The sequence below is a fragment of the Streptomyces sp. NPDC001373 genome (assembly GCF_042895815.1).
In the GTDB taxonomy this organism is placed as follows: Bacteria; Actinomycetota; Actinomycetes; order Streptomycetales; family Streptomycetaceae; genus Streptomyces.
The window spans coordinates 24,890-51,633 of sequence record NZ_JBIAWQ010000008.1 but is presented as its reverse complement, the minus strand read 5'-3'; the positions used below and the strand labels follow the sequence as shown (position 1 = coordinate 51,633).

The window sequence follows — 26,744 nt, the reverse complement described above, 5'->3', positions numbered from 1 at the left end:
GGCTCGCGCCGCCGGGAGTCCCGGGTCAGTCGGTCGCGCAGCCCGAGGTCGCCACCGGCAGCGGGGCCGGGACGCCGAGGGTCGGGATGCCGAGCATGACCCCCTGCGGCTGGGCCGGGGCCGCGTTGCGCTTCTCCCAGGCGTCGCCGGCCCGGGTGCGGCGCACGGCGGTGGTCGGGCGCTCGGCCAGCAGGTGGTGCGGGGCCGCGTAGGTGATCTCCACGGTCACCACGTCGCCGGGGCGGACCTCCTCGTCCGGCTTGGTGAAGTGGACCAGGCGGTTGTCGGGGGCGCGGCCCGACAGGCGGGCGGTGGCGCCGTCCTTGCGGCCCTCGCCCTCGGCGACCATGACCTCCAGGGTGCGGCCGACCTGCTTCTTGTTCTCCTCCCAGGAGATCTCCTCCTGGAGGGCGACCAGCCGCATGTAGCGGTCCTGGACGACCTCCTTGGGGATCTGCCCCTCCATCTCGGCGGCCGGGGTGCCGGGGCGCTTGGAGTACTGGAAGGTGAAGGCGCTGGCGAAGCGGGCCTCGCGGACCACGTGCATCGTCTGCTGGAAGTCCTCCTCCGTCTCGCCGGGGAAGCCCACGATGATGTCGGTGGAGATCGCCGCGTGCGGGATGGCGGCGCGGACCTTCTCGATGATCCCGAGGAAACGCTCCTGCCGGTAGGAGCGGCGCATCGCCCGCAGGACCGGGTCCGAGCCGGACTGGAGCGGCATGTGCAGCTGCGGCATCACGTTCGGGGTCTCCGCCATGGCGGCGATGACGTCGTCGGTGAAGTCCTTCGGGTGCGGGGAGGTGAAGCGGACCCGCTCCAGGCCCTCGACCTGGCCGCAGGCGCGCAGCAGCTTGCTGAAGGCCTCGCGGTCGCCGAGGTCGGAGCCGTAGGCGTTGACGTTCTGGCCGAGCAGGGTGATCTCCGAGACGCCCTCGGCGACCAGGGCCTCCACCTCGGCAAGGATGTCGCCGGGGCGGCGGTCCTCCTCCTTGCCGCGCAGCGCGGGGACGATGCAGAAGGTGCAGGTGTTGTTGCAGCCGACGGAGATGGACACCCAGGCGGCGTACGCGGACTCGCGGCGGGTCGGCAGGGTGGAGGGGAAGGCCTCCAGCGACTCCGCGATCTCGATCTGCGCCTCCTCCTGCACGCGGGCGCGCTCCAGGAGGACGGGCAGCTTGCCGATGTTGTGCGTGCCGAAGACCACGTCGACCCAGGGGGCCTTCTTGACGATGGTGTCGCGGTCCTTCTGGGCGAGGCAGCCGCCGACGGCGATCTGCATCCCGGGGCGCCTGGTCTTCATCGGGGCGAGCCGGCCGAGGTTGCCGTAGAGCTTGTTGTCGGCGTTCTCGCGCACCGCGCAGGTGTTGAAGACGACCACGTCGGCGTCCCCGTCGGAGCCCTCGGGGGCCCGTACGTAGCCGGCGTCCTCCAGCAGACCGGACAGTCGCTCGGAGTCGTGCACGTTCATCTGGCACCCGTAGGTGCGCACCTCGTAAGTTCCCTTGGGGTCCACCACTGCCGGGCTCCGGTCGCTGCTGCTGGTCATGGAACAAGGGTAGGCGGTGCCGGAGCGCCCCCCGTCCCCCCCGTGGGGCACGGCCCGGGAGCCGGACGTCCCCGCGGTCCGGCATCACCGCTCATGGAACCGGCTCAGCCGAGGTACTTCGTGGCGGTCGTGGAGAGACTTCCACGACGCGCACCCGCGGGTGGAGATGTCGCTCACGCGCCGGCGGGGCCGGGTCTGGTGGCGCTGCGGATCAGCGGCCCGGAGCTGAGCGGGCGGGTGGCCCTGGCCCGGCGCGCGGACGGCCCGTCGTCCCCGGCGGGCGGGCCGCAGCCGGCCGGGCCGGCTCCGGTCCGCCCTGCCGCCGCAGCCCCGGCCCCGCGGGGAGGCCGCCGCGGCCGGGTCGCACCCGGGGCCGGGCGGGCGGGCCGTGACAGGACGGCGGCGTGGGTGGGAGGATCGCGGGCATGCCCCTCGTACCACCCCGTGTCACCCCGCGCCGCGTCCTCGTGGGGCTGGCCGCCGTGCTGGCCGTGCTCGGGGTGGTGCTGTGGTGGGTGCGGCCCTTCGGGGAGCCCGCGCTCACGGGGCGGCTCACCTTCAGCACGGGCGTCCGTACCGGCGTCTACCACCGCTACGGCCAGCTGCTGGAGCAGGCGCTCGCGCAGGACATCCCCGGGGTGAAGGTCCGGCTGGAGACCAGCGAGGGATCGCAGCAGAACCTCCAGCGGGTGGCCTCCGGCGAGGCCGACTTCACCATCGCGACGGCTGACGCCGTCGCCAAGTACCGCGCCGACGGCAAGCCGGGCGCGGAGCAGCTGCGCGGGTGCGCGCGGCTCTACGACGACTACGTCCAGCTGGTGGTCCCCGCCGGGTCGCCGGTGCAGTCGGCACGCGACCTGCGGGGCAAGCGGGTCGCGGTCGGACAGGACGGCTCTGGCGTGCGGCTGGTCTCGGACCGGCTGCTGCGGGCGGCCAAGCTGGACCCGGCCCACGACATCACCCCCGTCGCCATAGGCATCGACACCATGCCCGCGGAGCTGGAGGCGGGGCGAATCGACGCCTTCTTCTGGTCGGGCGGCCTGCCGACCAACGCGGTGCGCGAGCTGTCGGAGCGCTTCGACATCCGGCTCGTCCAGCTCGGCGACCTGGTGGAGCAGCTCCAGGCGAGCGGGAGCCCGGCGCGGTACTACCGTGCGGCGGTGATGCCGCAGGACGCGTACGCGCGGGCCCGCAACACCTCGTCGGTGGCCACGCTGGCCGTCCCCAACCTGCTGGTCACCAAGGAGGGCACGGACGCCCGGCTGACGGAGCAGTTCACGCGGACGGTGATCCTGAGCCGGGACCGGATCGGGCACGAGGTGCACGCGGCGCAGCTGGTGGACCTGCGGACGGCGATCTACACCGATCCCCTGGACCTGCACGAGGGGGCCCGGCGGTACTACCGCTCGGTCAAGCCGTAGGGAGCCCCCCGGCCGGCGCCAGCACCATCGCGGCGGCCGCCGCACCGATGAGCCCGGCGTGGGTGCCGAGCGCGGCCGGGACCACCCGGAGATCCTGGACGAAGGACAGGGTGGCGTACGAGGCCAGGTGGCGCCGGACCGGTCCGAAGAGGGTGTCCCCGCTGGCGGCGACCCCGCCGCCGATCACCGCGATGTCGGTCTCGACGAGGGTGGCGGTGGCCGCGATGGCGGCGGCCAGGGCGCGCCCGGCGCGGTCGAAGGCGGCCAGCGCGACCGGGTCGCCGGCCTCGGCGGAGGCGGCGACGCCCGCCGCCGTCGGGTCGGGGCCGGTCCAGCCCTGGGCGAGGGCCCAGCGGGCGATGGCGGTGCCGGAGGCCAGGGATTCGACGCAGCCGCGGCCGCCGCAGGCGCAGGGCTCACCGTCGAACGCGACGCTGATGTGGCCGATGTGGCCGGCGTTGCCGGTGGGGCCTGCGTGGAGCTGGTTGTCGAGGACCAGGCCGCCCCCGACCCCGGTGGAGACCACCATGCACAGGGCGTTCGCGTAGCCCCGGGCGGCGCCGAGCCAGTGCTCCGCCGCCGTCATCGCCACCCCGTCGCCCGCCAGGACCACCGGGATCCGGGCGCCGTGCGCGCCCAGTTCGGCCTCGGCCCGGGCCCGGACCGGGAAGCCGCGCCAGGCCCCGATGTTGACCGGGCTGACCGTGCCCCGCGAGGTGTCGACGGGGCCCGCGCTGCCGATGCCGCAGCGGACGGCCCGCTCCCACAGCGGGTCCCCGGACAGCTCGGCGATCACCTCGGCGACCGCGGCCATCACCGCCTCCGGGTCCGTGCCGCGCGGGGTCGGCCGCCGGGTGGCCGCGGTCATCGTTCCGTCGGGGTGGACCAGCGCCCCGGCGATCTTCGTTCCCCCGATGTCGATCGCCACGGTCGGGCCGGTGTCGCCGGCCGTGCCGTAGGCCGCCGCGACCGGGCGCGGCGTGGGGAAGGCTGAGGTGGGGGTGGTCACGGGGGCGCTCCTGGAAGGGGTCGGTTTTCAGTATGCGGCCGGCGGCGGGGCCGTACTCCCGCGGGGTTCCAGCCGGGGCAGCTCGCTCTCGCGGACCCGGGGCGGGGCGCCGGCCAGGACGGAGAGCAGTTCCTCGGCGGCGAGCCGGCCGAAGCCGGCGGTGTCCCGGACGAGGGCCGTCAGCGGGGGGTGGGTGACCCGGCAGAGGGCCGAGTCGTCCCAGGCGACGATGGAGAGCCGGCCGGGCACCGGGATGCCGAGTCCGGCGGCGACCGCGCTGCCCGCCACCGCCATCACGTCGTTGTCGTAGACCAGCGCGGTGGGCGGCTCCGGCTCGGCGAGGACCCGGCGGGTGGCGGCGGCGCCCTCGGCGTCGGAGTAGTCCGTGGGCACGGAGCGCACCCGGCCGGGAGGGAGCCCGAGCCGCCGGGTCTCGGCACGCAGCGCGGCGACCCGGCGGGCGGTGTGGGCGAGGCCGGGCAGGCCGGCGATGTGCACGATGCGGCGGTGGCCGAGTCCGTGGAGGTGGTCCAGGACCTCGGTCATGGCCCGGGCGTCGTCCGCCCGTACGGCCGCCAGACCGGAGGCGGCGGCCTCCCCGGCCCCGGTGCCGGCCGCCCCCGCGGGCGGGGCGGCGCCGGGCGGTGCCGGGTCCTCGGGGTGCCACGGGCCGGGAGGCGTCCCCGCGCCGCCGCCTATCACGACCGCCGGAAGGCCCAGCCGGGACAGCAGCGGCGGGCGCGGGTCCCGGGTCCGGGGGTCGACGACGAGGACCCCGTCCACGCGCCGCTCGGCCCACCACCGGCGGTACACGGCGCATTCGGCCTCGACGTCCTCCACCACCTGGAAGAGCAGGGCGGTGCCGGCGGCCGAGAGCACCTCCTGGATGCCGGACACGAGCCGCAGGAAGAAGGACTCGGCACCGAGGGTGTGCGCGGGACGGGCCAGGACCAGTCCGACGGCGCCCGAGCGTGCCCCCGACAGGGCCCTGGCGGCGCTGTTGGGCCGCCAGCCGAGCTCCTCCGCGACCCGGCGGATCCGGGCGCGGGTGGCCTCGGAGACGCCCGGCTTCCCGTTCAGCGCGAAGGAGACGGCGCTCTCCGACACCCCGGCCCGGCGGGCGATGTCCTTGATGGTGGGTCTGCGGGCCATGGCCGTGCCCTCCTCATCCCTCGGCGACGCGGTCGACGTGGACCCCGTTGGCCGGACCGTACGCGATCCGGCCCCGGTGGTCCGCACCGGCGGCGGGCCCCGGCCGCCCCCGGCGCGGTCTGAACCGCCCTCTCCTTTCCCCGTGGACGCCTGTACGCGCGCCCGTACTGAACCGCATCCGCCCCGGCCTCCCCCACCTCCCCGCCGTCCTTGGTGCGCGAACGGCCGAAGCGCACACGTGCCCCGGCGCCCGGAATCCGGCCGGGGCACGCGGAGGCCCTGTTGACTTCCCGCGGACCGGCCCGGCAGTTTGTGGGCGTCCGGCGAATCCCCTTGAACTCCGGGACCCTTCATGGACCGCGCCGCCCGCCCCCGCACGCTGCGCTTCGGCGCGAACTACACCCCTTCCCGGGGCTGGTTCCACCACTGGCTGGACTTCGACCTCGACGAGGTCCGGGCCGACCTCGACCAGATCGCCGCGCTCGGCCTGGACCACGTACGGGTCTTCCCGCTGTGGCCGCTCTTCCAGCCGAACCGGACCCTGATCCGGCCGCGTGCCGTCGAGCAGCTCGTCGCGCTCGCCGACGCGGCCGCGGAGCGGGGGCTCGACGTGAACGTGGACGGCCTCCAGGGGCACCTGTCCAGCTTCGACTTCCTGCCCGCCTGGACGGGGACCTGGCACCGGCGCAGCATCTTCACCGATCCGGACGTGGTGGCCGGGCAGGAGGAGTACCTGCGCACCCTGGCGGCCGCCCTCGCCGGCCGGCCGAACTTCCTGGGCATGACCGTCGGCAACGAGGTCAACCAGTTCTCCGACGCGCCCCACCCCGACCCCGACCGGATCACCGCCGCCCAGGCGCAAACCTGGCTGGAGCGGATGCTGGCCGCCTGCGAGGAGGGCGCGCCGGGCCGGTTCCACCTGCATGCCGAGTACGACGCCGTCTGGTACCGGGACGGGCACCCCTTCACGCCCGCGCAGGCGGCCCGGCTGGGCGCGGCCACGGCCGTGCACTCCTGGGTGTTCGACGGCACCGCGCAGCGCCACGGCCGTGCGGGGGCGGCCACCGAGCAGCACGCCGCCTACCTGATCGAACTGTCCAAGGCCTGGGCCGAGGACCCGCACCGCCCGGTATGGCTCCAGGAGGTCGGGGCGCCGGCGCCGCTGGTCCCGCCCGAGCACGCGGCGGAGTTCGCCGCGGCCACCCTGGCGGCGGCGCTGGACTGCCCCGGCCTGTGGGGGGTGACCTGGTGGTGCTCGCACGACGTGTCCCGGGAGCTGGCGGACTTCCCCGAGCTGGAGTACGGGCTGGGCCTGCTCACCAACGACGGCCGCACCAAACCCGCCGGGGCCGCCGTCGCCCGGATCGCCGCGGCCTGGCGGGGCCGGGAGCACCGCCCGGCCGTACGGTCCACCGCCCTCGCCCTGGACACCGGATCGGCCCGGTCCGCCTGCGCCCCGGGCGGTGCCTTCTTCGAGGCCTGGGCGGTGCTGGCGGCGAAGGGGCTGCGTCCGGCGGTGGTGCGGGCGGAGGAGGCCGGCGACCCGGACCGGCTGGCCGCGCGCGGGATCACCGAGGTGCTGCACGTGCACGACGTCACGGCCTGACGCGACCCGACCGCCCCTCCCCCTGCCCGCGAGGAGCCCGCATGTCCGGAACCGGCAACGGCGCCGATCCCCGTACCGCCGCCCCCTCGGGGCCTGCCCGCCGTACCGTCCTGGCCCTGGGCGCCGGGGCCGGAACCACCGTCCTGCTGCCCGCCTCCGGCGTCGCCCGGGCCGCGTCCCCGGCCGCGCCGGAGCCCCGCCTGGCCCCGTACGCCTCCTACTGGTTCCCCGACTCCCTCCCCCAGGGGGCGCCCGGCCCGGGGGTCGTCTGGCGCTCCCTCAAGGAGTGGACCCCGCAGTCGGATCCGGACCTGGCCCACAACACCGCGAGCGTCCCCCTGGCCCCGCGGTTCACCCCGGTCCCGGCGCACCGGGACGCCCGCGCCGGCCAGGCCCGGATCGTCTCGCTGGTCTCCTTCGGACCCACCTCCCGCAACCCGTCGCAGGGGCAGGCGACCGCGGACTCCTACGCGCCGACGCACTGGGCGTACCTCGACGAGCTGGTCTTCTGGGGCGGTTCGGCCGGTGAGGGCCTGGTCCTCGCCCCGAACGCGCCCGTCGTCGACGCGGCCCACCGCAACGGGGTCCGCGTCCTGGGCAACGTCTTCCTGCCTCCCGTCGCCTACGGCGGCGACCTGCGCTGGACCCGGGACCTGGTCCGGTCCGACGCCGACGGCCGGTTCCCGCTCGCGGAGAAACTGGCCGAGGTGGCGCGGACGTACGGGTTCGACGGCTGGTTCGTCAACGCCGAGACGGACGGCGGGGACAGCGGACTCGCCACCCGGATGCGGGGGTTCCTGCGCGCGCTGCGGGCGGCCGGGGAACCGCACGGGCTGCGGATCACCTGGTACGACGCCATGAACAGCACCGGCGCGGTGGGCTGGCGGGGAGCGCTCGACGAGCTCAACCAGGAGTTCTTCGAGGACCGGGCGGGCAGGGTCGCGGACTCGGTGTTCGTGGACTTCCGCTGGACGCCCGGGTCGCTGGTCTCCTCGGGGGCCCTGGCCGAGCGGCTGGGCCGCTCCCGCCACGAGCTGTGGGCGGCCGTGGACGTGCAGTCCCGTGGCTGGGACTCCGAGGTCCGCTGGGACGCGATCGTGCCGCGCGGCCGCGACCACGTCGTCAGCCTCGGCTTCCACCGGCCCGAGTGGACCCGCGACCACCTCGCCGACCGCTCCCCCGGCGCCTTCCACGAGGCCGACGACCGGTTCTGGACGGGCGAGTCCCTGGACCCGTCCCGCCCCGCGCCCGATGCCGTCTGGCGGGCGCCCGCCACGGCCGTCACCGACCGGTCCACCGTCACCGGGCTCCCGTTCGCCTGCTCCTTCAACACCGGGCACGGGCTGCGCTGGTACGAGGGCGGGACCGCCGCCTCGGAGGAGCCCTGGAGCCACCTCGGGCTCCAGGACCGGCTCCCGGGGCGCCGCTGGGTGGTGGACGGCGAAGGCGAACGCCCCGACGTCCGGCTGGACTTCGCGGACGCCTGGCGCGGCGGCTCCAGCCTGCTGGTGACGGGTTCCCTCACCGCGCCCGCCGCCGTCGGCCTGCACTCCACCCGGCTGCCGCTGACCCGTTCCGCCGTCGCGGAGCTGGTCCACACGGCCGGCCCGGTCCCGGTGGACGTCGAGCTCGGGGTCGCCGTGCGCGAGCCGGCCGCTCCGGGCGGGCCGGTCCCGTACACGTGGCTGCGGGCCGGTAGGGCGGGCGGCGCCGGGGGCTGGCGGACCTCCCGGGTCCCCCTCGGGGCGCTGGCCGGGGAGACCACGTACGCCCTGGCGGTACGGATCACCGCGCGGGAGAAGGGGCCGGTGTCCTGGCGGCTCGGAGCCCTGTCGGTACGCGACGCCACCGCCGTACGCCGCCCGGCCCCGCCCTCCCGTCTCACGGTCGACGCCTCGGCCCGCCGGGGTGCGGAGGCCGAGCTCCGCCTGTCCTGGCTTCGGGCGGCCGGGCCGGTCCGGCACTACGAACTGCACCGCCTGCTGCCGGACGGCACCCGCCGCTTCCTGGCCGGCACCTGCGGGACCGCCCTCTACCTGCCCCGGCTGGCCCGCGCCGGCCGGGAGCGGGCGGCGGCGTTCGAGCTGCGGGCGGTGGACGAGGTGTACGCGGCGTCGGACCCGGCCCGGGCCGGATTCGCGTGGTGAGGACTCAGGCGCCGTGCGGGTCGGTGCGGGGCACGGCCACCGTCACGCGCAGCCCGTGCGGCGGGTTCTTGGCGTAGGAGAGGGTGCCGCCGCCGGTGGCGAGCAGGGCGCGGGAGATCGACAGGCCGAGCCCCGAGCCCTTGACGTTCTGGTGGCGGCCGCTGCGCCAGAAGCGGTCGCCGACGCGCAGCAGCTCCTCCTCGGTCAGTCCGGGCCCCCGGTCGGCGACGACGACGAGGGCGCTGCTGCCCTCCGCGGAGACGGAGACCTCGACCTCCTCTCCGGCCGGGGTGAACTTCAGGGCGTTGTCGATGACGGCGTCGAGCGCGCTGGACAGGGCGATGGGGTCGGCCCAGCCGGTGACGGCGGAGCGGCCCGCCTCCCTGAGCCGTACGCCCTTCTCCTCGGCGTACGGCCGCCAGGAGGCGACCCGCTCGGCGGCCAGGGCGCCGATGTCGGTCAGGCTGATCTCGGCGGAGGCGTGCTCGGCCAGCGCCAGGTCGAGGAGGTCGTCGAGGACCTGGGCGAGGCGTTTGCCCTCGGTGCGCACGGAGGCGATCTCCTCGTTGCCCTCGGGAAGTTCGAGAGCGAGGAGCTCGATCCGCAGGAGCAGCGCGGCGAGCGGGTTGCGCAGCTGGTGGGAGGCGTCCGCGACGAACGCCCGCTGCTGCTCCAGTACCTCTTCGACGTTGTCGGCCATCTCGTTGAACGACCGGGCCAGGCGTCTGAGTTCCGGGGGGCCGCTGGCGACCGCGACACGGGAGTTCATACGTCCGGTGGCGATGCCGTGGGCGGCGGCGTCGAGGGTCCGGACGGGCTTGAGCACCCAGCCGGTCAGGCGCAGCGCGGCGCCGAAGGCGGCGAGCATGGCGGCGGCGAGACCGGCGGCGATGAGCAGCCAGCCGTGCAGGATCCGGGCGCGCATCTGGTCGGTGGGCGATTCGGTGGCGACGACGGCCACCACGTCACCGTCGAGGACCACCGGGGAGACGACGAGGAGTTTGCCGTCGACCTGCCAGGGCCAGACCTGTCCTGGGTCGTGGCTGCGGCGTCCGGCCAGGGCCTCCTCGAAGGACCTGCGGGCCTCGCCGGAGTCCGGCAGCTGCCACCAGCCGGGGGCGCGGACCATGGCGTTGTCGTCGCGGTAGAAGATGCCGACGCGGATGCCGTACAGCTCCTGGTAGCGGGCGAGTTCCAGCTGGAGGGTGTCGCGCCGCTCGTCGGCGCCGGTCGCGCCGGAGCCCTCGGCGTCGATGACGAACTGGGCGAGTGCGGCGAAGCGTGCGCTGTCGTCGATCCGGTCGACCACCACCCGCTGCTGCTGGGCGGCGGCCAGGCTGACGGCGAGCGGGAAGCCGAGGGCGATCAGCACGCCCGCCATCAGGATGACGAGGAGCGGGAGCAGGCGGGCGCGCACGGCGGACCCGCTAGGGCGCGGCCGGGGTGACGAGCCGGTAGCCCACCCCGCGGACGGTCTCGATCAGCGCGGGCATGCCGAGCTTGGCGCGCAGCGAGGCGACGTGGACCTCGAGGGTGCGGCCCGTCCCCTCCCAGCTGGTGCGCCAGACCTCACTGATGATCTGTTCCCGGCGGAAGACCACGCCGGGCCGCTGCGCGAGCAGGGCCAGCAGATCGAATTCCTTGCGGGTGAGGGGCACGTCGCCGCCGTTCACGGTGACCCGGCGGGTGGGCAGCTCGACGGCGACCGGGCCGAGCCGGACCAGGCCCGGCCCGGTGGCCTCGCCGGGAGCGGCCGGCTCCTCGGAGGTGCCGGTGCGGCGGGCTACGGCGTGGATGCGGGCCAGCAGCTCGCCGGTGTCGTACGGCTTGACGACGTAGTCGTCGGCGCCCATGTTCAGGCCGTGGATGCGGGAGCGGACGTCGCCGCGGGCGGTCACCATGATGACGGGCGTACTGGTGCGCTTGCGGATCTTGCCGCAGACCTCGTAGCCGTCCTGGTCGGGCAGGCCGAGGTCGAGCAGGATCACCCCGTACGGGGAGGCCGCGGGCTTGGCCCCGGCGGGCAGCAGCGCCTGGAGGGCCTCCTCGCCGTTACGGGCATGGGTGACCTGGAAGCCGTGCCGGGCGAGGATCGCGGACAGGGCGGCGGCGACGTGGTCGTCGTCCTCGACGAGCAGCAGTCTCATGGTCGTCCCCCTCTCCTTCTCTCGCTCTCCGGTTTCCGTTCACAGGGCCACCAAGCATCCACGCCGATGAAGAGTCCCACGTCAAGGGTGTTCCGGCCCGGCGGGTCTTCTGTTATGCACCCGGTACGCGTACATCGTGCACAGATGGTCGCAGCGCACGGAGCGTATCGGTGCGAGGCCGTATCGTTATCCTCAATTCTCCCTCAGATGTGATGACGCTGTGCGCGCCGCGTCACTACTGTCCTGCCAACCGACGGAGGACGGAGCAAGAAGCCGATGAGCGGAGTATCAGTGGCCGAGGACGCGCAGGACGCGGCGGGCGCCGCGGACGGCCTGGTCGTACTGAGCAACGTCAACAAGCACTTCGGCGCGCTGCACGTGCTTCAGGACATCGATCTGAGCATCGCCCGCGGCGAGGTCGTGGTGGTGATCGGTCCTTCGGGATCGGGCAAGTCGACGCTGTGCCGGACCATCAACCGGCTGGAGACCATCGACTCGGGGACCATCACGGTCGACGGCAAGGAACTGCCGTCCGAGGGCAGGGAGTTGGCCCGGCTGCGCGCCGATGTGGGCATGGTCTTCCAGTCGTTCAACCTGTTCGCGCACAAGACCGTGCTGCAGAACGTGGTGCTGGGGCAGCTCAAGGTCCGCAAGACGGACCAGGCAGCGGCGATGGAGAAGGCCAAGTCCCTCCTGGACCGCGTCGGCGTCGGCTCCCAGGCCGACAAGTACCCGGCGCAGCTGTCCGGCGGCCAGCAGCAGCGCGTCGCGATCGCCCGGGCCCTGGCGATGGACCCGAAGGTGATGCTCTTCGACGAGCCGACCTCGGCGCTGGACCCGGAGATGATCAACGAGGTGCTGGAGGTCATGCAGCAGCTCGCCCGCGAGGGGATGACGATGGTGGTCGTCACGCACGAGATGGGCTTCGCCCGCTCCGCGGCGAACCGGGTCGTCTTCATGGCCGACGGCAGGATCATCGAACAGGCCGCCCCCGAGCAGTTCTTCAGCAACCCCAAGAGCGAACGCGCCAAGGACTTCCTGTCCAAGATCCTGCACCACTGACGCCCGCGTCTGGTAGTGATCCGGTCGGCGGCGCCCGCCGTCGCACACGACGTGTCCAGCTCGTCGTTCAACAACGTCTCACCCGAGGGAAGTTCACCATGAAGGTTCTCAAGGCCGGCGCGGCAGTGGCCACGGCCGTCGTTCTCGCTCTGACGGCGACCGCCTGTGGCGGCGGCACGAAGGACGGCGCGGGCGACGCGGGCGCCTCCGGCGACGCCAAGTCGAACAAGATCGTCATCGGCATCAAGTTCGATCAGCCGGGCCTGGGCCTGAAGACCCCCGACGGCAAGTACGAGGGCTTCGACGTCGACGTCGCCACGTACATCGCCAAGGAACTCGGCTACCAGCCGGACCAGATCGAGTGGAAGCAGGCCGTCAGCGCCGAGCGCGAGAACCTGATCTCCAACGGCGACGTGAAGTTCATCGCCGCGACCTACTCGATCAACGACAAGCGCAAGGCGAAGGTCGACTTCGCGGGCCCGTACTTCCTGGCCCACCAGGACCTGCTGGTCCGCGCCGACGACAGCAGCATCACCAAGGTCGAGGACCTCAACAAGAAGAAGCTCTGCTCCGTCACGGGCTCCACCTCGGCGCAGAACGTCAAGAAGGACCTGGCCAAGGACGCCGACCTCCAGGAGTTCCCGGGCTACTCCGAGTGCCTGACCGGTCTGGAGAACAAGGCCGTCGACGCGCTGACCACGGACGACTCGATCCTCGCCGGCTACGCCGCGCAGGAGAAGAACAAGGGCAAGTTCAAGCTCGTCGGCCTGAAGATGAGCACCGAGAACTACGGCATCGGTCTGAAGAAGGGCGACAAGGAGCTCCAGACCAAGATCAACGCCGCGCTCAAGAAGATGGTCTCGGACGGCAGCTGGGAGGCGGCCGTGAAGAAGAACCTCGGCCCGGCCGACTACAAGAACGAGCCTGCCCCGCAGATCACCGAAGGCAGCTGATTTCCCGGTGAGGCCCGCCGCCGCCCGCCCGTCCGCGGGCGGCGGCGCGCCTCACCGGCCATCCTGGGGAGAGCGCAGGGCATCGTGTTCGACTTTCTTGATTCCGGGCAGTACGACCTGCTCGGAGCCTTCTGGGTGACGGTTCAGCTCACCCTCTACTCGGCGGTGGGCTCCCTCGTCTGGGGCACCGTCCTGGCCGGGATGCGGGTCAGCCCGGTCCCGCTGATGCGGGCCTTCGGGACCGCGTACGTGAATCTGGTCCGCAACACGCCGCTGACCCTGCTGATCATCGGCAGCTCCTTGGGCCTCAGCCAGACCCTCGGCCTCAACATGGGCGGCGACACCTTCAAGGAGACCGGCTTCCGGCTCGCCGTGCTCGCGCTGAGCGCCTACACCGGCACGTTCGTCTGCGAGGCGCTGCGCTCGGGCATCAACACCGTGCCCGTGGGCCAGGCCGAGGCGGCCCGCGCGCTGGGGCTGAGCTTCTTCCAGGTGCTCACCCTGATCGTGCTCCCCCAGGCCTTCCGGGCGGTCATCGCGCCGCTCGCCAACGTACTGATCGCCCTCACCAAGAACACCACGGTGGCGGCGGCCATCGGCGTGGCCGAAGCGGCCCTGCTGATGAAGGAAATGATCGAGAACGAGGCGGACGCACTCTTCGCCGTCTTCGGGATCTTCGCCCTCGGCTTCTGCCTGCTGACCCTCCCCACCGGTCTGCTGCTGGGCTGGGTGGCCAAGCGAGCGGCGGTGAAGCGATGAGCTCCGTGCTGTACGACGTCCCCGGCCCCAAGGCCAAGGTCCGCAACTGGATCTACACGGCCGTCTTCCTGGTCCTGTTCGCGCTCGCCGCCTGGTGGATCCTGTCCGTCATGGCGGACAAGCACCAGCTCGACGCCGACAAGTGGACCCCCTTCGTCACCGACGGCAGGGTCTGGACCACCTACCTGATCCCCGGCCTGCTGGAGACCCTGAAGGCCGGCGCGATCGCCATGGTGATCGCCCTGCCGCTGGGCGCCCTGCTGGGCATGGGCCGGCTCTCCGACCACGCGTGGGTGCGCATACCGGTCGGCACGGTCGTGGAGTTCTTCCGCGCCATCCCCGTGCTGATGCTGATGATCTTCGGCTCGGCGTTCTTCGTGCAGTTCGTCCCCGCCGTGTCCTCGGACTTCCGGCCGCTGTACGCGGTGATCACCGGCCTGGTGCTGTACAACGCGGCGGTCATCGCCGAGATCGTCCGCGCGGGCGTGCTGTCGCTGCCGCGCGGCCAGACCGACGCCGCCAAGGCGATCGGCATGCGCAAGGGCCAGACCATGGTCCACGTGCTGCTCCCGCAGGCCGTCACCGTGATGCTGCCCGCCCTGGTCAGCCAGCTCGTGGTGATCCTCAAGGACACCGCGCTCGGCGGTTCGCTGCTGGGCCTGACCGAGCTGCTGGCCGCGAACCGGCAGATCTCGGCCAACTACAGCAACACCATCCCCACGCTCGTGGTGATCGCCCTGATCTACATCGCGGTGAACTTCGCCCTCACCACCTTCGCCTCCTGGCTGGAGGGCCGGCTGCGGCAGTCGAGGAAGAGCACCGCCCCCGTGGTCGCCGTCGCCAAGGTCGACGACATGGCCACCGGAGCGGCGGTCTGACCGCGGGGGCTGACGTCCGGTCAGTCCCGCACGATGCGTAGCCTGTGTGGTGCGGCGGAACTCTCCGCCGCACCACACGGCTTTGTCCGGACCGGGGTCACTTGACGCCGGAACCTCCAGTGGGTTGCATACGTTCTGTGATCACATACCGGACATCGGGAGCCGCATCATGGACCCGGTGATCGTCGTCGGCTCGGGCCCCGTCGGACTCTCCCTGTCCCTCGCCCTGGCCGGCCACGGCGTGCCCTCCGTCCTGCTCGACGAAGGCCCCGGCAAGGACGAGCCCCGGCCCGCCCGTAGCATCGTGCTGCATTCCGACACCGCGGCCATGGTCCACCGCCTGGGCTGCACCACCCTGCGCGACGAGGGCGCGCGGTACGCCGCCTGGCGCACCACGAGGCGGCGTCAGGAGTCCCGGCGGATCACCTTCGAGGACACCCCCGCCCCCCTGCACCTGCCGCAGCACGCCCTCACCCGCGGACTGCGCGCCGCGGCCGCGGCACACCCCCTGGTCCAGCTGGTGGCCGGTGCCAAGCTGGACTCCCTGGAACAGGACGGCCACGGGATCACCGCGCACACCCGCGGCTCCGAGACCACCTGGTGGCGCGGCAGCCATCTGGTCGGCTGCGACGGGGCCCGTTCCACCGTCCGCAAGCTGCTCGGCATCCGCTTCCCCGGCCGGACCGCCGTGGAACGGCGCGCCGTGGCCGCGCTGCGCGCCGAACTGCCCTGGCCCGGCGAGGCGTTGCTGCACCGCAACCCGCCGTCAGGGCCCGAGGAGATCACCGCCCGGCCGCTGCCCGACGAGGTCTGGCGGCTGGACTGGCTGCTGCCCGCGCGCGGGGAGCTCGTCACCCCCGACGCCCTCGTCACCCTCATCCGCGACACCCTGGCGCTCTGGTCCGGCGGCAGCACTCCCCCGTACGACCTCATCGACACCGGCGTGCACATCCTGCACCACCGCCTCGCCCGGCGCTGGCGCGACGGCCGGGCCTTCCTCGCCGGCGACGCCGCGCACCTGCTGGGAGCGCTGGGCACCCAGGGCGTCGAGGAGGGCCTGCGCGACGCCGAGAACCTGGCCTGGAAGCTGGCCCTGGACTGGCACCAGGGCGCCTCCGAAGCCCTGCTCGACAGCTACGAGGGCGAGCGGCGCACCGCCGTCGCCGCCCGGCTGCGCGCCGCCGACCAGGCCCTGCCCGCCCTGCGCGGCGGGGGCGGCCTGCGCACCCTCCTGCCCGGATCGGGGCGGTCCGCCGAGGCCCTGCTGACCGACGGGCACCTTGGCCGGGGCCCGCTGGGGGGCCGGCCGGTGTACGCCCCGCCCGCGGCCGTGCGCGAGGTCCCGACGGACACGGAGCCGGGCGGCCCGGTGGCGAACGTGCCCGTGTCCGCGCCCGACGGGTCCACCGTCCCGCTGCGCGACCTGCTGGGGCGGGGCCGGCTGCTGGTGCTGCTGGTCGCCCCGGGCACCGGAGTGTGGGACCGGCGCCACTGGATGGGGGCCGGGCTGATGCCCCGGCTCGCGGCGGCCGTGAGCGCACTGCCTGTTCCGGCTGACCTGCTGGTGGCGGACGGCTATCCGGGGGCTCCGGCGCACACCGTGCTCCTGGTACGGCCCGACGGGCACCTCGCCGCGACCTTCTCGGGGGTGCGCCCGGCCGAGCTGTACGCGGCGGCGGACGCGGTCCGGGCGGGCGCCCCGGCCGGCGCTCCCGCCACACCCACCCCTGTGATCGATTGACCGCCCTCGGGCACTCGTGGTTCACTCGCCGGCATGACCGGCAACGACGTACGCCTGTGGCGGAGGGTCCACATGGACCTGCTCCGCTACGCGGGCTGCGTGTGTCGTCCCTCCTGCTGATTCGCCCCTTCCCCGCGCGCCCCTCTGCCCCTCCGGGCCCGCGCGCCCTTTCCGCGAACCCCAGGACGGTCACTCCCCGATGTCTGCTTACGTGTCCACGCACGCCCCTGCCCGCTCCGCCGCCCCCACGGCGGCCGAACTCCTCGCCTTCGCCCTGCGCACCGCCGCCGACCCCACCGTCGTCGATTCGCTGCCCCTGGACCCGGAGGGCCGGACCTGGTTCCGGCTCGACGGCCCGGGCGGCAGCGAGGCCTGGCTGATCGGCTGGCCGCCGGGCACCGGCACCGGCTGGCACGACCACGCCGAGTCCCGGGGGGCGTTCGCCACCGCGCGGGGCCGGCTCACCGAGCACTCCCTGGCCGTGCGGCTGCCCTCGGAGGGGTGGCGGAACCTGGAGCTGGCCCCGGACGTGGACCGCACCCGCAGCCTCGGCGCGGTGACCGGGCGGGCGTTCGGCGAGCACCACGTCCACGAGGTGCTCAACGAATCCGCCACCGAACACGCGGTCTCGGTGCACGCGTACCACCCGCCCGTCCCGCTGATCCGCCGGTACAGCCGCAGCGGACCGGTCCTCACGCTGGAGCACGTCGAACGCCCGGCGGACTGGCAGTGAGCGGCCCCGTCGGCATCGAGGACCTCCTGGAACGGGTCCGGGCGGCCTACACCCGCGTCGACGCCCGGTCGGCGTACGAGGCGTGGCAGGACGGGGACGCCCTGCTGGTGGACATCCGCTACCAGGCACTGCGCGAGCGGGACGGGCTGATCCCGGGGGCCGTCGTGGTGGAGCGCAACGAGCTGGAATGGCGGCTGGACCCGCTGGGCTCCCACCGCCTCCCGCAGGCCGTCTCGCACGAGCTGCGCGTGGTGGTGATCTGCAACGAGGGCTACGCGTCCTCGCTGGCGGCGGCGTCGCTCCACGCCCTGGGGCTGCGCCGGGCGACGGACCTCACGGGCGGCTTCCAGGCCTGGCGCTCCGCGGGCCTGCCCGTCGTCCCCGCCTGACGCTCGGTCCGCGCTGCGCGGGGCGAGGTCCCGACCCGCCCGTACGAGGGCTTCGGCTGGCCCGCGTCCCCGATCAGCGGGACGGCCCGGCACGTGAGCTCGGGTACGGCCCGTCGACGCCGGAAACGAACCGGAGTGCCCTGGCGCCCCCGGCGGGGGGCCACCCCACCCCCGCCGCACCACCCGGCCTGCGGCTGGGTCTCAGTCGCCGGGGTAGCCCAGGTCGTCTGCGCCCTCGCCCTCCGCCTCCAGGGCGCGCCGCACCACCCGCAGGGCCATGCCCTCCGGGTACCCCTTGCGCGCGAGCATCCCGGCCAGGCGCCGGATCCGCTTGTCCCGCTCCAGCCCTCGGGTCGAGCGGAGCTTGCGCTCCACGAGCTCGCGGGCGGTCTGCTCCTCCTGCTCGGAGTCCAGCTGTTCCAACGCCTCCTGGACGAGGGTGGTGTGCACCCCCTTGGTCCGCAGCTCCTGCGCGAGCGCCCGGCGGGCCAGACCCCTGCCGCGGTGCCGGGACTCGACCCAGGCCCCGGCGAAGGCGGCGTCGTCGATCAGGCCCACTTCCTCGTAGCGGGAGAGGACCGCCTCGGAGACCTCCTCGGGGATGCCCCGCTTCGCCAGAGCGTCCGCGAGCTGCCGCCGGGTGCGCGGCATCCCGGTGAGCAGGCGCAGGCAGATCGCCCGCGCCTGCTCCTCGGGACTCTGGGGCGGCAGCTCCTGGCGGCCCTCACAGCTGCCCCTCGCTCTGCCGCCCCTCTCCTGCTCCTCGCGCACGGTCAGCTCTTGGCCACGGCGGCCTTGGCCGCCGGCTTGGCCTTCGAGGCGGGGGCGGGCACGGAGGCGTCGGCCGGCGCGGCGGCCGCGGCCGCGTCGTCGCCCTCCGCGTCCTTGCGCACGCCGACGCCCAGCTTCTCCTTGATCTTCCGCTCGATCTCGTTGGCGAGGTCGGGGTTGTCCTTCAGGAAGTTGCGGGCGTTCTCCTTGCCCTGGCCGAGCTGGTCGCCCTCGTACGTGTACCAGGCGCCGGCCTTGCGGATGAAGCCGTGCTCCACGCCCATGTCGATCAGGCCGCCCTCGCGGCTGATGCCCTGGCCGTAGAGGATGTCGAACTCGGCCTGCTTGAAGGGGGGCGCGACCTTGTTCTTCACGACCTTGCAGCGGGTGCGGTTGCCGACCGCCTCCGTGCCGTCCTTCAGCGTCTCGATGCGGCGGATGTCGATGCGCACGGAGGCGTAGAACTTCAGCGCGCGGCCACCGGTCGTGGTCTCCGGGGAGCCGAACATCACGCCGATCTTCTCGCGGAGCTGGTTGATGAAGATCGCGGTGGTCTTGGACTGATTGAGCGCACCCGTGATCTTGCGGAGCGCCTGGCTCATCAGGCGGGCCTGGAGACCGACGTGCGAGTCGCCCATCTCGCCCTCGATCTCCGCCTTCGGCACGAGGGCCGCGACGGAGTCGATGACGATCAGGTCGAGGGCCCCGGAGCGGACCAGCATGTCGACGATCTCGAGGGCCTGCTCGCCCGTGTCCGGCTGGGACAGGATGAGGTTGTCGGTGTCGACGCCGAGCGCGCGGGCGTACTCGGGGTCGAGCGCGTGCTCCGCGTCCACGAAGGCGACGGTGCCGCCGGCCTTCTGCGCGTTGGCCACGGCGTGGAGCGTCAGGGTCGTCTTACCGGAGGACTCCGGGCCGTAGATCTCGACCACGCGGCCGCGGGGCAGCCCGCCGACGCCGAGGGCGATGTCCAGGGCGGTCGACCCGGTGGGGATGACCTCGATGGGGTCGTTCGGCTTGTCGCCGAGGCGCATGACCGCACCCTTGCCGAATTGCCGTTCAATCTGTGCGAGCGCGGCGTCGAGAGCCTTCTCGCGGTCGGTGCCTGCCATGGGTTCCACCCGGTTTGCTTGAGTCGATCGCTTCACGCCATTGACGCTAACGCCTGCCACTGACAATGCGCTTCCACGCCCGTTTCGGCTGTGGATAACTCATCAGAATGGATGTTCGATTTCTCTGTCAAGCCGACCGTGCCGCGCCCCGCACCCCCTTCGCACCGAAGGCGGAACGCTCCCCACCGCCCCCGGCCACGACCTCCGGGAAGAGCAACGACAGGGCGGGCGGCAGGGGACCGCGGCGTGGCACGCATCACATCCGCCGACCGGACCCGCGGGCGGCGGGCGGCGGGCGGCGGGCGGCGGGCGGCGGGCGGCGGCGGGGAACGCGCGGCGGCCCCGCCGCACACCGGGGGGCCGGTGGCGACGGGGCCGCAGGGTCCGCCGGGGCGGTGGTTACGGCTTCGGCAGGGTGCAGCCGGGGCGGTTCAGGTCGATCTGGCTGCCGGGGCCGATGCACGGGACGAGGATGTAGGTCTCCTGGGCGTAGTTGATGCCCTGGCGCACCGTGACGTTGCCGGCCTGGTCCACCTCGCACGGGTTGTTGTCCGTGCAGCGCTCGCCGTCCTCGTTGCCGGTGTTGTTGACGGCGACGACCTTGCCGGTCGTCGTGTCGATCACCGGCGAGCCGGAGGTGCCGCCGATGGTGTTGCAGGAGGAGGTGTAACGGACCGAGTCCTTCCAGGTCCACGCCCCCTCCTTGAGGCGGTAGGCGAACCCGTCGACGCTGCAGCTGTAGGTGCGCTTCCAGTAGCCGGAGACCACCTTGATCGACGAGCCCTGGACCGGGTGGGTGTCGTTGAGGGTGAGCGCGGCGATGCCGTACTGGCTCTGGATCTGCGCGTACGTCTTGGTCAGCTGGTAGAGCGAGACGTCCGTGTCCGTCATCGTCCCGTACGCGATCTTGCTCGCGCGCAGGGTCGCGACCTTGGAGCCCGCCGCGTTGAGCAGGGAGAAGCTCCGGCTGGACGCGCGGTTGACGAGGACCTCGCCGGCGGCCGGGAAGCCGGTCTCCAGGCAGTGGCCGTTGGAGAGGACGAGCGCGGGGTCGTCCGGCTGCGAGCCGGGCGTGCGGACGACGGAGCCGGAGCAGTTGCTGAGCGCGACCGTACCCGCGTAGGTGACCGCGGCGGCCTGCCGGGGCCCGGGCGCCTGGGCCACGGCCGGCGTGACCGCCGCTCCGGTCAGGAGCAGGGACAACACGGCGCCGGCGAGAGGCTTGTTCATGTGGGGGTTCCCCTCTGGTGACGAATGCGACCGAAGATCCTTCGATTGACATGTGCACTGCATTCTTCGCCCAGTGGGATCAACGCACAATAGGGCGTGGGGAGTTGGGGATCAGGGCGGCTGAAAGCCCTCTGCCATAACCGGAATTAATCCCTCCAACACCCCGCGAGGCGGACGGGGGAACCCATTCCAGGGCGCATGACCCACACCCCCGGGCTGGCGCGAAACAGCCGTTTTACGGCCGGTACTCTGCGGTGCCCCCGACGACGGGGGCCGTGAGATTCCGCTCAGGAGGTCCCATGGCCGTCAAGAAGGCCACGATCCAGCAGCAGGTGGCAGAAGCCCTCGCCCAGGCCAACCCCGCCGACCGCCCCCTCGTCACGATCCAGGCCATCGCCGGCCCGAGCGTCTGGCTGATGAGCATGCTCGGCCTCATCGGCCAGGCGTTCCTCAGCTACTACTTCATCACCGTGACCGAGCAGGCCGTGGTACTCCACCGGGCCAGCCGGATGAGCAACCGCCCGCAGGAGATCGTCTTCGCGATACCGCCCCACCAGGCCGTCGGCACCATCACCGAGGTCAAGCGCAACGCCATCTGGAGCTCGTTCCGCATGCAGCTGCCCGGCCAGGCGACCCCGACCCGCATGAACGTGCACCGCATCTGGCGGGGCGAGATGGACCAGCTGCTCGGCCTGCTGACGGGCCAGGGCCAGCCGGTCGCCTGACGGCCGCACACGGAGCGGGGCGGAGGGGGCACGTCCCCCACCCCTCCGCCCCACAAGTGACAACCCATGGTTGACACCCCTCGGATGTCAACCTAGGGTTGCACTCATGACGAACCCTTCCGTGGAACCCGTCCGCATCGCCAATCCCGTCCGCCTCGACGACCTGATCGAGGCCATCAAGAAGTCCCACGTCGACACCCTGGAGCAGCTCAGCGGCGCCGTCGTCGCGGCCGAGCACCTCGGTGACGTGGCGGACCACCTCATCGGTCACTTCGTCGACCAGGCCCGCCGCTCCGGCGCCTCCTGGACCGACATCGGCCGCAGCATGGGCGTCACCCGGCAGGCCGCCCAGAAGCGCTTCGTCCCCAAGGCCGACAAGGAGGGCGACCCCGGCCTCGACCCCGAAGCCGGCTTCGCCCGCTTCACCCCCCGCGCCCGCAACGTCGTCATCGCCTCACAGAACGAGGCCCGCGCGGCCAACAACGCCGAGATCCGCACCGAGCACCTGGCGCTGGGCCTGCTGGCCGAGCCCGAGGGCCTGGCCGGACTCGTCCTCGGCGGCCGGGGCATCTCGGCGGAGGCCCTGCGCGCCGCCGCGACCGCCACCCTGCCCCCGGCGGCGGCGGAGATGCCCGCCCTCGTCCCCTTCGACGCCAACGCCAAGAAGGTCCTGGAACTCACCTTCCGCGAGGCCCTGCGCCTGGGCCACGGCTACGTGGGTACCGAGCACATCCTGCTCGCCCTGCTGGAACTGGAGAACGGCGAGGGCACCCTCAGCGGACTCGGCCTGGACAAGGCCACCGCCGAGGCGGCCGTCACCGAGGCCCTGGCATCCGTCCTCGGCGCGGACGGACAGCAGTAGGCTCCCCGCCGGCGGCGGCCCCGCCGACGCCGGCGGCCTCGTCCGCCACCTCGTACCGCTTCACGTAGGCGCCGAGAAAGGCCTGCAGCGTGGCCACGGCCGGGATCGCGATGAGCGCCCCGACCGCGCCCAGCAGGGCGGTCCCCGCGATGACCGAGCCGAAGGCCACCCCCGGGTGGATGTCCACCGTCCTGGCGGTCAGCTTCGGCTGGAGGACGTAGTTCTCGAACTGCTGGTAGACCACCACGAACCCCAGTACGTACACCGCGTACCAGGGATCGACGGTGAAGGCGATCAGCGTCGGCAGCGCGCCCGCCAGGTAGGTGCCGATGGTGGGGATGAACTGGGAGACCAGCCCCACCCACACCGCGAGCGCGGGCGCGTACGGCACCCCGAGGACCGCGAGGACCACATAGTGCGCGATGCCGGAGACCAGCGCCATCAGCCCGCGCGAGTACAGGTACCCACCGGTCTTCGCGACGGCGATCTCCCAGGCCCGCAGCACTTCCGACTGCTTCGCGGGCGGCAGTACGGAGCACAGTGCCCGCCGCAGCCTCGGCCCGTCGGCGGCGAAGTAGAAGGAGAACAGGCCGACCGTCAGCAGCCGGAAGAGCCCGCCGAGCACGGTGGCGGACACGTCGAGCACTCCGCTGGCGCTGTTCTGCACGTACTTCTGGAGCCAGTCGGAGTGCACCAGGCTGTCCTGGATCTCCAGCCGGGACAGCTCGGTGTGCAGGGTGCGGTTGATCCAGTCGATCACCATGTCGAGGTAGTGGGGGAAGCCCTCCACCATGTCGACGATCTGCCCGGCGAGCATCGAGCCGAGCAGCGCCAGGAAGCCGGCGGTCGCGACGAACACGCCCAGGAACACCAGGAAGGTGGCGAGCCCCCGGCGCATGCCCCGGGCCGCCATCCTGGCCACCGCGGGTTCGATCGCCAGCGCCAGGAAGAACGCGATCAGGATGTTGACGAGCAGCCCGACCAGCTGGTGGAAAGCCCAGCTCCCGAGCTGGAAGCAGGCGACGAGCGCCAGTACGAGGATCACCGCGCGGGGCAGCCAACGTGGCATCCGCGCCTCCGCCCGGGCCGGGGTTCCGTGGGGCGCGGGCACCTCCGGCCCGCCGTCCGCGGGCCCTGCCGGCGCCGTGGCGGGGGAAGGGATCCCGGACCCCGCCCGCCCGTCCCGCGCCGACGCGGGGTGCTCCGCCGGGGCCGGGGGGTCCGCTGCCACGGGCTGCCCCGGGAGCGGGGGATCCTGCGGGTCCTCGGGCCGGTCGGTCGTCTCGTCTGTCACTGCCACGCCGACCAGTCTGTCCCACGGGCCGCGCGAACCGCGAAGCCGCCCGGCCGCCCGGTGCGCGGCAGGGCCTCAGCGCAGCGAGGCGGGCACGTCCATCGCCGAGCACACCGCGCGCCACACGTCCTTCGTCTCCCAGCCCGCCTCCAGTGCCTGGTGCACCGTGCGCCCTCCGAGCTCGGACAAGACGTGGTCCCGCGCGAAGGAGTCCGCGTAGGCCGCACCGAAGTGCTCGGCCATCCGCTCCCAGAAAATCGTCAACCGCATGCCCCCAGTATCCCGCTCCGGAGAGTGCACCCTTCCCGTCGCCGCCCACCGCCGCCCTCCGCGCGCCCTACGGTGGCTCGCATGCCTGGAGACGAAGCGTCCGTGCCGGCCCCCGCGGCCGCCCCGGCCCCGCAGGCCCGCGCCGAGCAGTTCATCTGGCTCACGGCCCGGGTGCTGGAGCAGCACCGGTTCGCGTACCACTTCCTCGGCGGGGACGCCGACCCCGTCGACACCGCCCTCGGCTCCTACCTGGCCGCCGACGGCGGCTACGGCCACGCCCTCGACCCCGATCTGCGCGGCCCGCTGAGCCAGCCCCTGCACGCGGCGCACGCCCTGCGGATCCTCGACGGCCTCGGCCGCTGCGCCGGGCAGCGCATCCAGCGCCTCTGCCGCCACCTGACCCGGATCTCCACCCCGGAGGGCGCGCTGCCGCTGGCCGTCCCCACCCCGCGCGGCCATCCCGCCGCGCCCTGGCACCCGGTGTGCGACGACCCGCCGGGCGAGCTGGTGACCACGGGCCCCGTCGTCGGGGTGCTGCACCGCAACCGGATCTGGGACGCCTGGCTGTTCCGGGCCACGGAGTTCTGCTGGGAGCGGGTCGAGACCCTGCGCCACGCGCATCCGTACGAGGTCCAGGGCGCGGTGGCCTTCCTCGACGGGGTCCCCGACCGGGCTCGCGCTGCGGCGGCCGCGGACCGCCTGGGCCGGCTGGTGCGCGAGCGGCGCCTGGCGGTGCTCGACCCGGCCCGGCGCGAGGAGTACCCGCTCTCCCCCGGCTATGCACCGGGCGAGCGGCTGTTCCCGCACGACTACGCGCGGCGGCCGGAATCGCTGGCCCGGGGCTGGTTCACCGACGAGGAGGTGGACCGCTCCCTGGACTTCCTCGCGGCGGAGCAGCAGCCGGACGGGGGCTGGCCGGTGCGCCGCCGGGCCTGGGCCCCGGGCAGCACCCTGGAGCGGCGCCCGATCGCCACCATCGAGGCCCTGCTGACCCTGAGGGCGTACGGGCGGCCCCTGGCCTAGTAGCCGGCGAGGGCCCGCACGCCGGCGGTGACCACCACGGCCGCCCCGACCACCACGAGGAACGGGGCGCGCAGCAGCAGCGCCACGGCGGCGGCCGCCAGCCCGGCGGCGCGGGCGTCGAGGACCAGCTCGTGGCCGGTACTGAAGGTCTGCTGGGCGGTGAGCGCTGCGAGCAGCGCGACCGGCAGCAGGGCGGAGAGCCTGCGCACCGCCGGGCGCTCCAGGGCCCCGGCGGGCACGAGCAGTCCGGCGAGCTTGACGGCGTAGCATCCGGCGACGGTGAGCCCGATGGCGATCCAGACGTTCACGAGCGGCGTCCCTTCAGCCACAGCACGGCGGGTGCGGCCAGCGCGGCGATCAGTACGGGCACCCCGGCGGGCAGGACGGGCAGGAAGCCCAGCCCGAGGACGAGCGCGAGCCCGGCGACGGCCCGCTCGGTGGTGCTCTTCAGCATGGGTGCGAGGAGGGCGAGGAACACGGCGGGCCCGGCGGCGTCCAGCCCCCAGGCGGCGGTGTCGCCGATGGCCTCGGCGCCGAGCGCGCCGAGCAGGGTGGTGAGGTTCCACAGCAGGTACAGGCTGAGCCCGGTGACGGTGAACCCGAGCCGGGCCGTCCTGCGGTCGGGCTGGGCGAGGGCCACGGCGGTGGTCTCGTCGATGACCCAGTGCGCGGCGAGGGGCCGGACGGCCTTCGGGAGGGCGAGCAGCTGGGAGAGCCGCAGGCCGTAGAAGGCGTTGCGGGTTCCGAGGAAGAAGGCGCCGGCGGCGGCGGTGAAGGGGTTCCCGCCGGCGGCGAGCGCTCCGACCAGGGCGAACTGGGAGGCGCCCGTGAAGACGAGCAGGCTCAGCACGCAGGCCTGGAGCACGCTCGTCCCGGCCCCGGCGGCCGTCACCCCGAACGCGAACCCGGAGAGCCCGACGGCCACCCCGACACCGAGGGCGTCGCGCACGACGCCTGCCTTCGTCCGCCCGCCGACACCATCGGGGGCCTCTTGTATGACCATCTCTTCCATTCCCACCCGGCGAAGGTAGGCGGGGACGGCCGGCCGGGTCTTGTACGTTCTTGCAGCCCCTAGCCCGCGCGCCCCCGCCGGTAGGCGCCCGGGGGGACGCCGACGATGCGGGTGAAGTGCCGGTTCAGGTGCGGCTGGTCGGTGAACCCGACGGTGACGGCCACCTCTGCCGGCGCGCCGCCCGCGTCGAGCAGCCTGCGGGCGCGGCGGACCCGCGCGTCCGTCAGCCAGGCGTGGGGCGGCATCCCGTACCGCTCCCGGAAGGCCCTCAACAGGGCGAACGGGCTGGTCCCCAGCTCCGCCGCGAGCTGCTCCAGGGAGGGCGGCCCGGCCATCCGCTCCTCCAGGACGGCCCGTGCCCGCTCCGCGTCGGAGCCGCCCGCGCGGGACACCGCGCGGGCGGGCAGCGGCGCGGCGTGCCGGGCGAGCATCCGGGCCACGACGGCCCGCAGCAGGGTGTCGGCGGCCAGCGCGTTCCCCGCCTCGGCGGCCCGGTGCACCTCGGTGACCAGCTTCGCGCCCTGCGCGTCCAGCACCATCTGGGCGGTGAAGCCGGGGGTGCCGCGCAGGGTGCCGAGCTCGGCGGCGACCTCGGTGATCAGCTCCCGGGAGGGATAGAGCGTGGAGTACGCCCAGCCCCCGGGCTCCCCGGCCCGCGCGGTGTGCGGCACCTCGGGGTTGATCAGCACCACGCTGCCCGGCCCGGCCCGCAGCGTGCCGCCCGGCGTGCCGATCTCCTCGACGCCGCCGGTGACGGCCGCGATGACGTAGCCGTCGTGGGCGTGGCGGGGAAAGGGGTGGCGTACGTAGTGGGCACGCAGCAGGTCCAGCCCGGGCAGGTGCGGGTAGCGCCAGTGCCGGGCCCACTCGCGGCGCGTGTCGTCCTTCCCCATCCCCTCATT

At 73.6% G+C, this 26,744-nt stretch carries 26 protein-coding genes and 1 pseudogene; 14 read left to right on the top strand and 13 right to left on the bottom strand.

The features are described from left to right. Window positions 1-25: 25 nt before the first annotated feature. Entirely contained in the window at window positions 26-1,546 is a 1,521-nt protein-coding gene (miaB, locus tag ACFY15_RS19585; RefSeq protein ID WP_390690165.1) for a tRNA (N6-isopentenyl adenosine(37)-C2)-methylthiotransferase MiaB, read from the bottom strand. A gap of 425 nt (window positions 1,547-1,971) precedes the next feature. Here miaB and ACFY15_RS19580 point away from each other — a divergent pair, with 425 nt between their 5' ends. Continuing rightward, a complete protein-coding gene (locus tag ACFY15_RS19580) occupies window positions 1,972-2,967 on the top strand; it encodes a TAXI family TRAP transporter solute-binding subunit (RefSeq protein WP_390690164.1) in 996 nt (331 codons plus the stop codon). Here ACFY15_RS19580 and ACFY15_RS19575 read toward each other — a convergent pair. Both ACFY15_RS19575 and ACFY15_RS19570 read right to left on the bottom strand, forming a co-directional pair. Then, window positions 2,957-3,895 (bottom strand): ROK family protein, encoded by a 939-nt coding sequence (locus tag ACFY15_RS19575; protein ID WP_390690221.1) that lies wholly within the window; start codon window positions 3,893-3,895, stop codon window positions 2,957-2,959. The two genes, ACFY15_RS19580 and ACFY15_RS19575, sit on opposite strands and share 11 nt — an antisense overlap. Window positions 3,896-4,003: 108 nt before the next feature. Further along, window positions 4,004-5,128 (bottom strand): LacI family DNA-binding transcriptional regulator, encoded by a 1,125-nt coding sequence (locus ACFY15_RS19570; protein ID WP_390825828.1) that lies wholly within the window; start codon window positions 5,126-5,128, stop codon window positions 4,004-4,006. 352 nt (window positions 5,129-5,480) lie between these two features. Here ACFY15_RS19570 and ACFY15_RS19565 point away from each other — a divergent pair, with 352 nt between their 5' ends. Together ACFY15_RS19565 and ACFY15_RS19560 are read left to right on the top strand one after the other, a co-directional pair. Further along, window positions 5,481-6,734 carry a glycosyl hydrolase gene (locus ACFY15_RS19565; protein ID WP_390690162.1) on the top strand — a complete coding sequence of 418 codons (1,254 nt, stop codon included), beginning with the start codon at window positions 5,481-5,483 and terminating at the stop codon, window positions 6,732-6,734. A 41-nt stretch (window positions 6,735-6,775) separates the two neighbouring features. Beyond that, the gene (locus ACFY15_RS19560; RefSeq protein ID WP_390825827.1) at window positions 6,776-8,881 is read left to right on the top strand and encodes an endo-beta-N-acetylglucosaminidase; all 2,106 of its coding nucleotides are present in this window, start codon (window positions 6,776-6,778) and stop codon (window positions 8,879-8,881) included. 4 nt (window positions 8,882-8,885) lie between these two features. Here ACFY15_RS19560 and ACFY15_RS19555 read toward each other — a convergent pair whose 3' ends face one another. Continuing rightward, on the bottom strand, window positions 8,886-10,298 hold the full coding sequence (locus tag ACFY15_RS19555) for an ATP-binding protein (protein ID WP_390690160.1): 1,413 nt from the start codon (window positions 10,296-10,298) through the stop codon (window positions 8,886-8,888). A 10-nt stretch (window positions 10,299-10,308) separates the two neighbouring features. Further along, window positions 10,309-11,028: a response regulator transcription factor gene (locus ACFY15_RS19550; RefSeq protein WP_390690159.1), complete on the bottom strand. Its 720-nt coding sequence runs from the start codon at window positions 11,026-11,028 to the stop codon at window positions 10,309-10,311. 276 nt (window positions 11,029-11,304) lie between these two features. On the opposite strand from ACFY15_RS19550, the gene ACFY15_RS19545 reads away from it, so the two are divergent. The 8 genes from ACFY15_RS19545 to ACFY15_RS19510 all read left to right on the top strand — a co-directional run bounded on the left by ACFY15_RS19545 (window position 11,305) and on the right by ACFY15_RS19510 (window position 17,543). Continuing rightward, window positions 11,305-12,090 (top strand): amino acid ABC transporter ATP-binding protein, encoded by a 786-nt coding sequence (locus ACFY15_RS19545; protein WP_390690158.1) that lies wholly within the window; start codon window positions 11,305-11,307, stop codon window positions 12,088-12,090. Window positions 12,091-12,188: 98 nt separating this feature from the next. After that, window positions 12,189-13,043 carry a glutamate ABC transporter substrate-binding protein gene (locus ACFY15_RS19540; RefSeq protein ID WP_390690157.1) on the top strand — a complete coding sequence of 285 codons (855 nt, stop codon included), beginning with the start codon at window positions 12,189-12,191 and terminating at the stop codon, window positions 13,041-13,043. An 84-nt stretch (window positions 13,044-13,127) separates the two neighbouring features. Next, on the top strand, window positions 13,128-13,802 hold the full coding sequence (locus ACFY15_RS19535) for an amino acid ABC transporter permease (protein ID WP_390690156.1): 675 nt from the start codon (window positions 13,128-13,130) through the stop codon (window positions 13,800-13,802). Next, the gene (locus tag ACFY15_RS19530) at window positions 13,799-14,680 is read left to right on the top strand and encodes an amino acid ABC transporter permease (protein WP_390690155.1); all 882 of its coding nucleotides are present in this window, start codon (window positions 13,799-13,801) and stop codon (window positions 14,678-14,680) included. The genes ACFY15_RS19535 and ACFY15_RS19530 overlap by 4 nt, the downstream gene beginning before the upstream one ends. Before the next feature lie 169 nt (window positions 14,681-14,849). Then, window positions 14,850-16,421, top strand: a complete 1,572-nt coding sequence (locus ACFY15_RS19525; protein ID WP_390690154.1) for an FAD-dependent monooxygenase — start codon at window positions 14,850-14,852, stop codon at window positions 16,419-16,421. Between the two features lie 33 nt (window positions 16,422-16,454). Next, window positions 16,455-16,541: a putative leader peptide gene (locus tag ACFY15_RS19520; RefSeq protein WP_311318651.1), complete on the top strand. Its 87-nt coding sequence runs from the start codon at window positions 16,455-16,457 to the stop codon at window positions 16,539-16,541. A 79-nt stretch (window positions 16,542-16,620) separates the two neighbouring features. Next, the gene (locus ACFY15_RS19515) at window positions 16,621-17,154 is read left to right on the top strand and encodes a cysteine dioxygenase (protein WP_390690153.1); all 534 of its coding nucleotides are present in this window, start codon (window positions 16,621-16,623) and stop codon (window positions 17,152-17,154) included. After that, entirely contained in the window at window positions 17,151-17,543 is a 393-nt protein-coding gene (locus ACFY15_RS19510; protein ID WP_390690152.1) for a rhodanese-like domain-containing protein, read from the top strand. The genes ACFY15_RS19515 and ACFY15_RS19510 overlap by 4 nt, the downstream gene beginning before the upstream one ends. A gap of 201 nt (window positions 17,544-17,744) precedes the next feature. Here the strand turns inward: ACFY15_RS19510 and recX are convergent. From recX to ACFY15_RS19495, 3 genes and pseudogenes are all read right to left on the bottom strand, one after another. Then, a pseudogene (gene recX, locus ACFY15_RS19505) lies at window positions 17,745-18,407 on the bottom strand (recombination regulator RecX); the annotation flags it as partial. Next, on the bottom strand, window positions 18,317-19,426 hold the full coding sequence (recA, locus tag ACFY15_RS19500; RefSeq protein WP_366451028.1) for a recombinase RecA: 1,110 nt from the start codon (window positions 19,424-19,426) through the stop codon (window positions 18,317-18,319). The pseudogene recX and the gene recA, both read right to left, overlap by 91 nt. A 399-nt stretch (window positions 19,427-19,825) precedes the next feature. Next, window positions 19,826-20,656, bottom strand: a complete 831-nt coding sequence (locus tag ACFY15_RS19495; RefSeq protein WP_390690151.1) for a serine protease — start codon at window positions 20,654-20,656, stop codon at window positions 19,826-19,828. A 299-nt stretch (window positions 20,657-20,955) separates the two neighbouring features. Here ACFY15_RS19495 and ACFY15_RS19490 point away from each other — a divergent pair, with 299 nt between their 5' ends. Beyond that, complete coding sequence (locus ACFY15_RS19490; RefSeq protein ID WP_390690150.1) at window positions 20,956-21,381, top strand: hypothetical protein; 426 nt, start codon at window positions 20,956-20,958, stop codon at window positions 21,379-21,381. 106 nt (window positions 21,382-21,487) lie between these two features. Further along, the gene (locus ACFY15_RS19485) at window positions 21,488-22,243 is read left to right on the top strand and encodes a Clp protease N-terminal domain-containing protein (RefSeq protein ID WP_390690149.1); all 756 of its coding nucleotides are present in this window, start codon (window positions 21,488-21,490) and stop codon (window positions 22,241-22,243) included. On the opposite strand, the gene ACFY15_RS19480 is transcribed toward ACFY15_RS19485, so the two are convergent. Further along, entirely contained in the window at window positions 22,197-23,312 is a 1,116-nt protein-coding gene (locus ACFY15_RS19480) for an AI-2E family transporter (protein WP_390690148.1), read from the bottom strand. The genes ACFY15_RS19485 and ACFY15_RS19480 overlap by 47 nt on opposite strands. Before the next feature lie 300 nt (window positions 23,313-23,612). After that, window positions 23,613-23,807 (bottom strand): DUF3046 domain-containing protein, encoded by a 195-nt coding sequence (locus ACFY15_RS19475; protein ID WP_079430089.1) that lies wholly within the window; start codon window positions 23,805-23,807, stop codon window positions 23,613-23,615. 81 nt (window positions 23,808-23,888) lie between these two features. Between ACFY15_RS19475 and ACFY15_RS19470 the strand changes: the two genes are divergently transcribed. Then, complete coding sequence (locus tag ACFY15_RS19470) at window positions 23,889-24,830, top strand: hypothetical protein (protein ID WP_390825826.1); 942 nt, start codon at window positions 23,889-23,891, stop codon at window positions 24,828-24,830. Here ACFY15_RS19470 and ACFY15_RS19465 read toward each other — a convergent pair. The 3 genes from ACFY15_RS19465 to ACFY15_RS19455 are packed head-to-tail and all read right to left on the bottom strand — an operon-like array spanning window position 24,827 to window position 26,735. Continuing rightward, window positions 24,827-25,138, bottom strand: a complete 312-nt coding sequence (locus ACFY15_RS19465) for an AzlD domain-containing protein (protein ID WP_390690146.1) — start codon at window positions 25,136-25,138, stop codon at window positions 24,827-24,829. The genes ACFY15_RS19470 and ACFY15_RS19465 overlap by 4 nt on opposite strands. Next, window positions 25,135-25,842, bottom strand: a complete 708-nt coding sequence (locus ACFY15_RS19460) for an AzlC family ABC transporter permease (RefSeq protein WP_390825900.1) — start codon at window positions 25,840-25,842, stop codon at window positions 25,135-25,137. Before ACFY15_RS19460 ends, ACFY15_RS19465 begins: the two co-directional genes overlap by 4 nt. 59 nt (window positions 25,843-25,901) lie before the next feature. After that, window positions 25,902-26,735, bottom strand: coding sequence for an AraC family transcriptional regulator (locus tag ACFY15_RS19455; protein ID WP_390825825.1), 834 nt, complete (start codon window positions 26,733-26,735; stop codon window positions 25,902-25,904). Between the last annotated feature and the right edge of the window lie 9 nt (window positions 26,736-26,744).

What these genes read in the sequence shown, in the direction of transcription:
- miaB (WP_390690165.1), bottom strand. Translation starts at nt 1,546, where the DNA reads ATGACCAGCAGCAGCGACCGGAGCCCGGCAGTGGTGGACCCCAAGGGA.
- ACFY15_RS19580 (WP_390690164.1), top strand. Translation starts at nt 1,972, where the DNA reads ATGCCCCTCGTACCACCCCGTGTCACCCCGCGCCGCGTCCTCGTGGGG.
- ACFY15_RS19570 (WP_390825828.1), bottom strand. Translation starts at nt 5,128, where the DNA reads ATGGCCCGCAGACCCACCATCAAGGACATCGCCCGCCGGGCCGGGGTG.
- ACFY15_RS19565 (WP_390690162.1), top strand. Translation starts at nt 5,481, where the DNA reads ATGGACCGCGCCGCCCGCCCCCGCACGCTGCGCTTCGGCGCGAACTAC.
- ACFY15_RS19560 (WP_390825827.1), top strand. Translation starts at nt 6,776, where the DNA reads ATGTCCGGAACCGGCAACGGCGCCGATCCCCGTACCGCCGCCCCCTCG.
- ACFY15_RS19550 (WP_390690159.1), bottom strand. Translation starts at nt 11,028, where the DNA reads ATGAGACTGCTGCTCGTCGAGGACGACGACCACGTCGCCGCCGCCCTG.
- ACFY15_RS19545 (WP_390690158.1), top strand. Translation starts at nt 11,305, where the DNA reads ATGAGCGGAGTATCAGTGGCCGAGGACGCGCAGGACGCGGCGGGCGCC.
- ACFY15_RS19540 (WP_390690157.1), top strand. Translation starts at nt 12,189, where the DNA reads ATGAAGGTTCTCAAGGCCGGCGCGGCAGTGGCCACGGCCGTCGTTCTC.
- ACFY15_RS19530 (WP_390690155.1), top strand. Translation starts at nt 13,799, where the DNA reads ATGAGCTCCGTGCTGTACGACGTCCCCGGCCCCAAGGCCAAGGTCCGC.
- ACFY15_RS19525 (WP_390690154.1), top strand. Translation starts at nt 14,850, where the DNA reads ATGGACCCGGTGATCGTCGTCGGCTCGGGCCCCGTCGGACTCTCCCTG.
- ACFY15_RS19520 (WP_311318651.1), top strand. Translation starts at nt 16,455, where the DNA reads ATGACCGGCAACGACGTACGCCTGTGGCGGAGGGTCCACATGGACCTG.
- ACFY15_RS19515 (WP_390690153.1), top strand. Translation starts at nt 16,621, where the DNA reads ATGTCTGCTTACGTGTCCACGCACGCCCCTGCCCGCTCCGCCGCCCCC.
- recA (WP_366451028.1), bottom strand. Translation starts at nt 19,426, where the DNA reads ATGGCAGGCACCGACCGCGAGAAGGCTCTCGACGCCGCGCTCGCACAG.
- ACFY15_RS19495 (WP_390690151.1), bottom strand. Translation starts at nt 20,656, where the DNA reads ATGAACAAGCCTCTCGCCGGCGCCGTGTTGTCCCTGCTCCTGACCGGA.
- ACFY15_RS19490 (WP_390690150.1), top strand. Translation starts at nt 20,956, where the DNA reads ATGGCCGTCAAGAAGGCCACGATCCAGCAGCAGGTGGCAGAAGCCCTC.
- ACFY15_RS19485 (WP_390690149.1), top strand. Translation starts at nt 21,488, where the DNA reads ATGACGAACCCTTCCGTGGAACCCGTCCGCATCGCCAATCCCGTCCGC.
- ACFY15_RS19480 (WP_390690148.1), bottom strand. Translation starts at nt 23,312, where the DNA reads ATGCCACGTTGGCTGCCCCGCGCGGTGATCCTCGTACTGGCGCTCGTC.
- ACFY15_RS19475 (WP_079430089.1), bottom strand. Translation starts at nt 23,807, where the DNA reads ATGCGGTTGACGATTTTCTGGGAGCGGATGGCCGAGCACTTCGGTGCG.
- ACFY15_RS19470 (WP_390825826.1), top strand. Translation starts at nt 23,889, where the DNA reads ATGCCTGGAGACGAAGCGTCCGTGCCGGCCCCCGCGGCCGCCCCGGCC.
- ACFY15_RS19460 (WP_390825900.1), bottom strand. Translation starts at nt 25,842, where the DNA reads ATGGAAGAGATGGTCATACAAGAGGCCCCCGATGGTGTCGGCGGGCGG.
- ACFY15_RS19455 (WP_390825825.1), bottom strand. Translation starts at nt 26,735, where the DNA reads ATGGGGAAGGACGACACGCGCCGCGAGTGGGCCCGGCACTGGCGCTAC.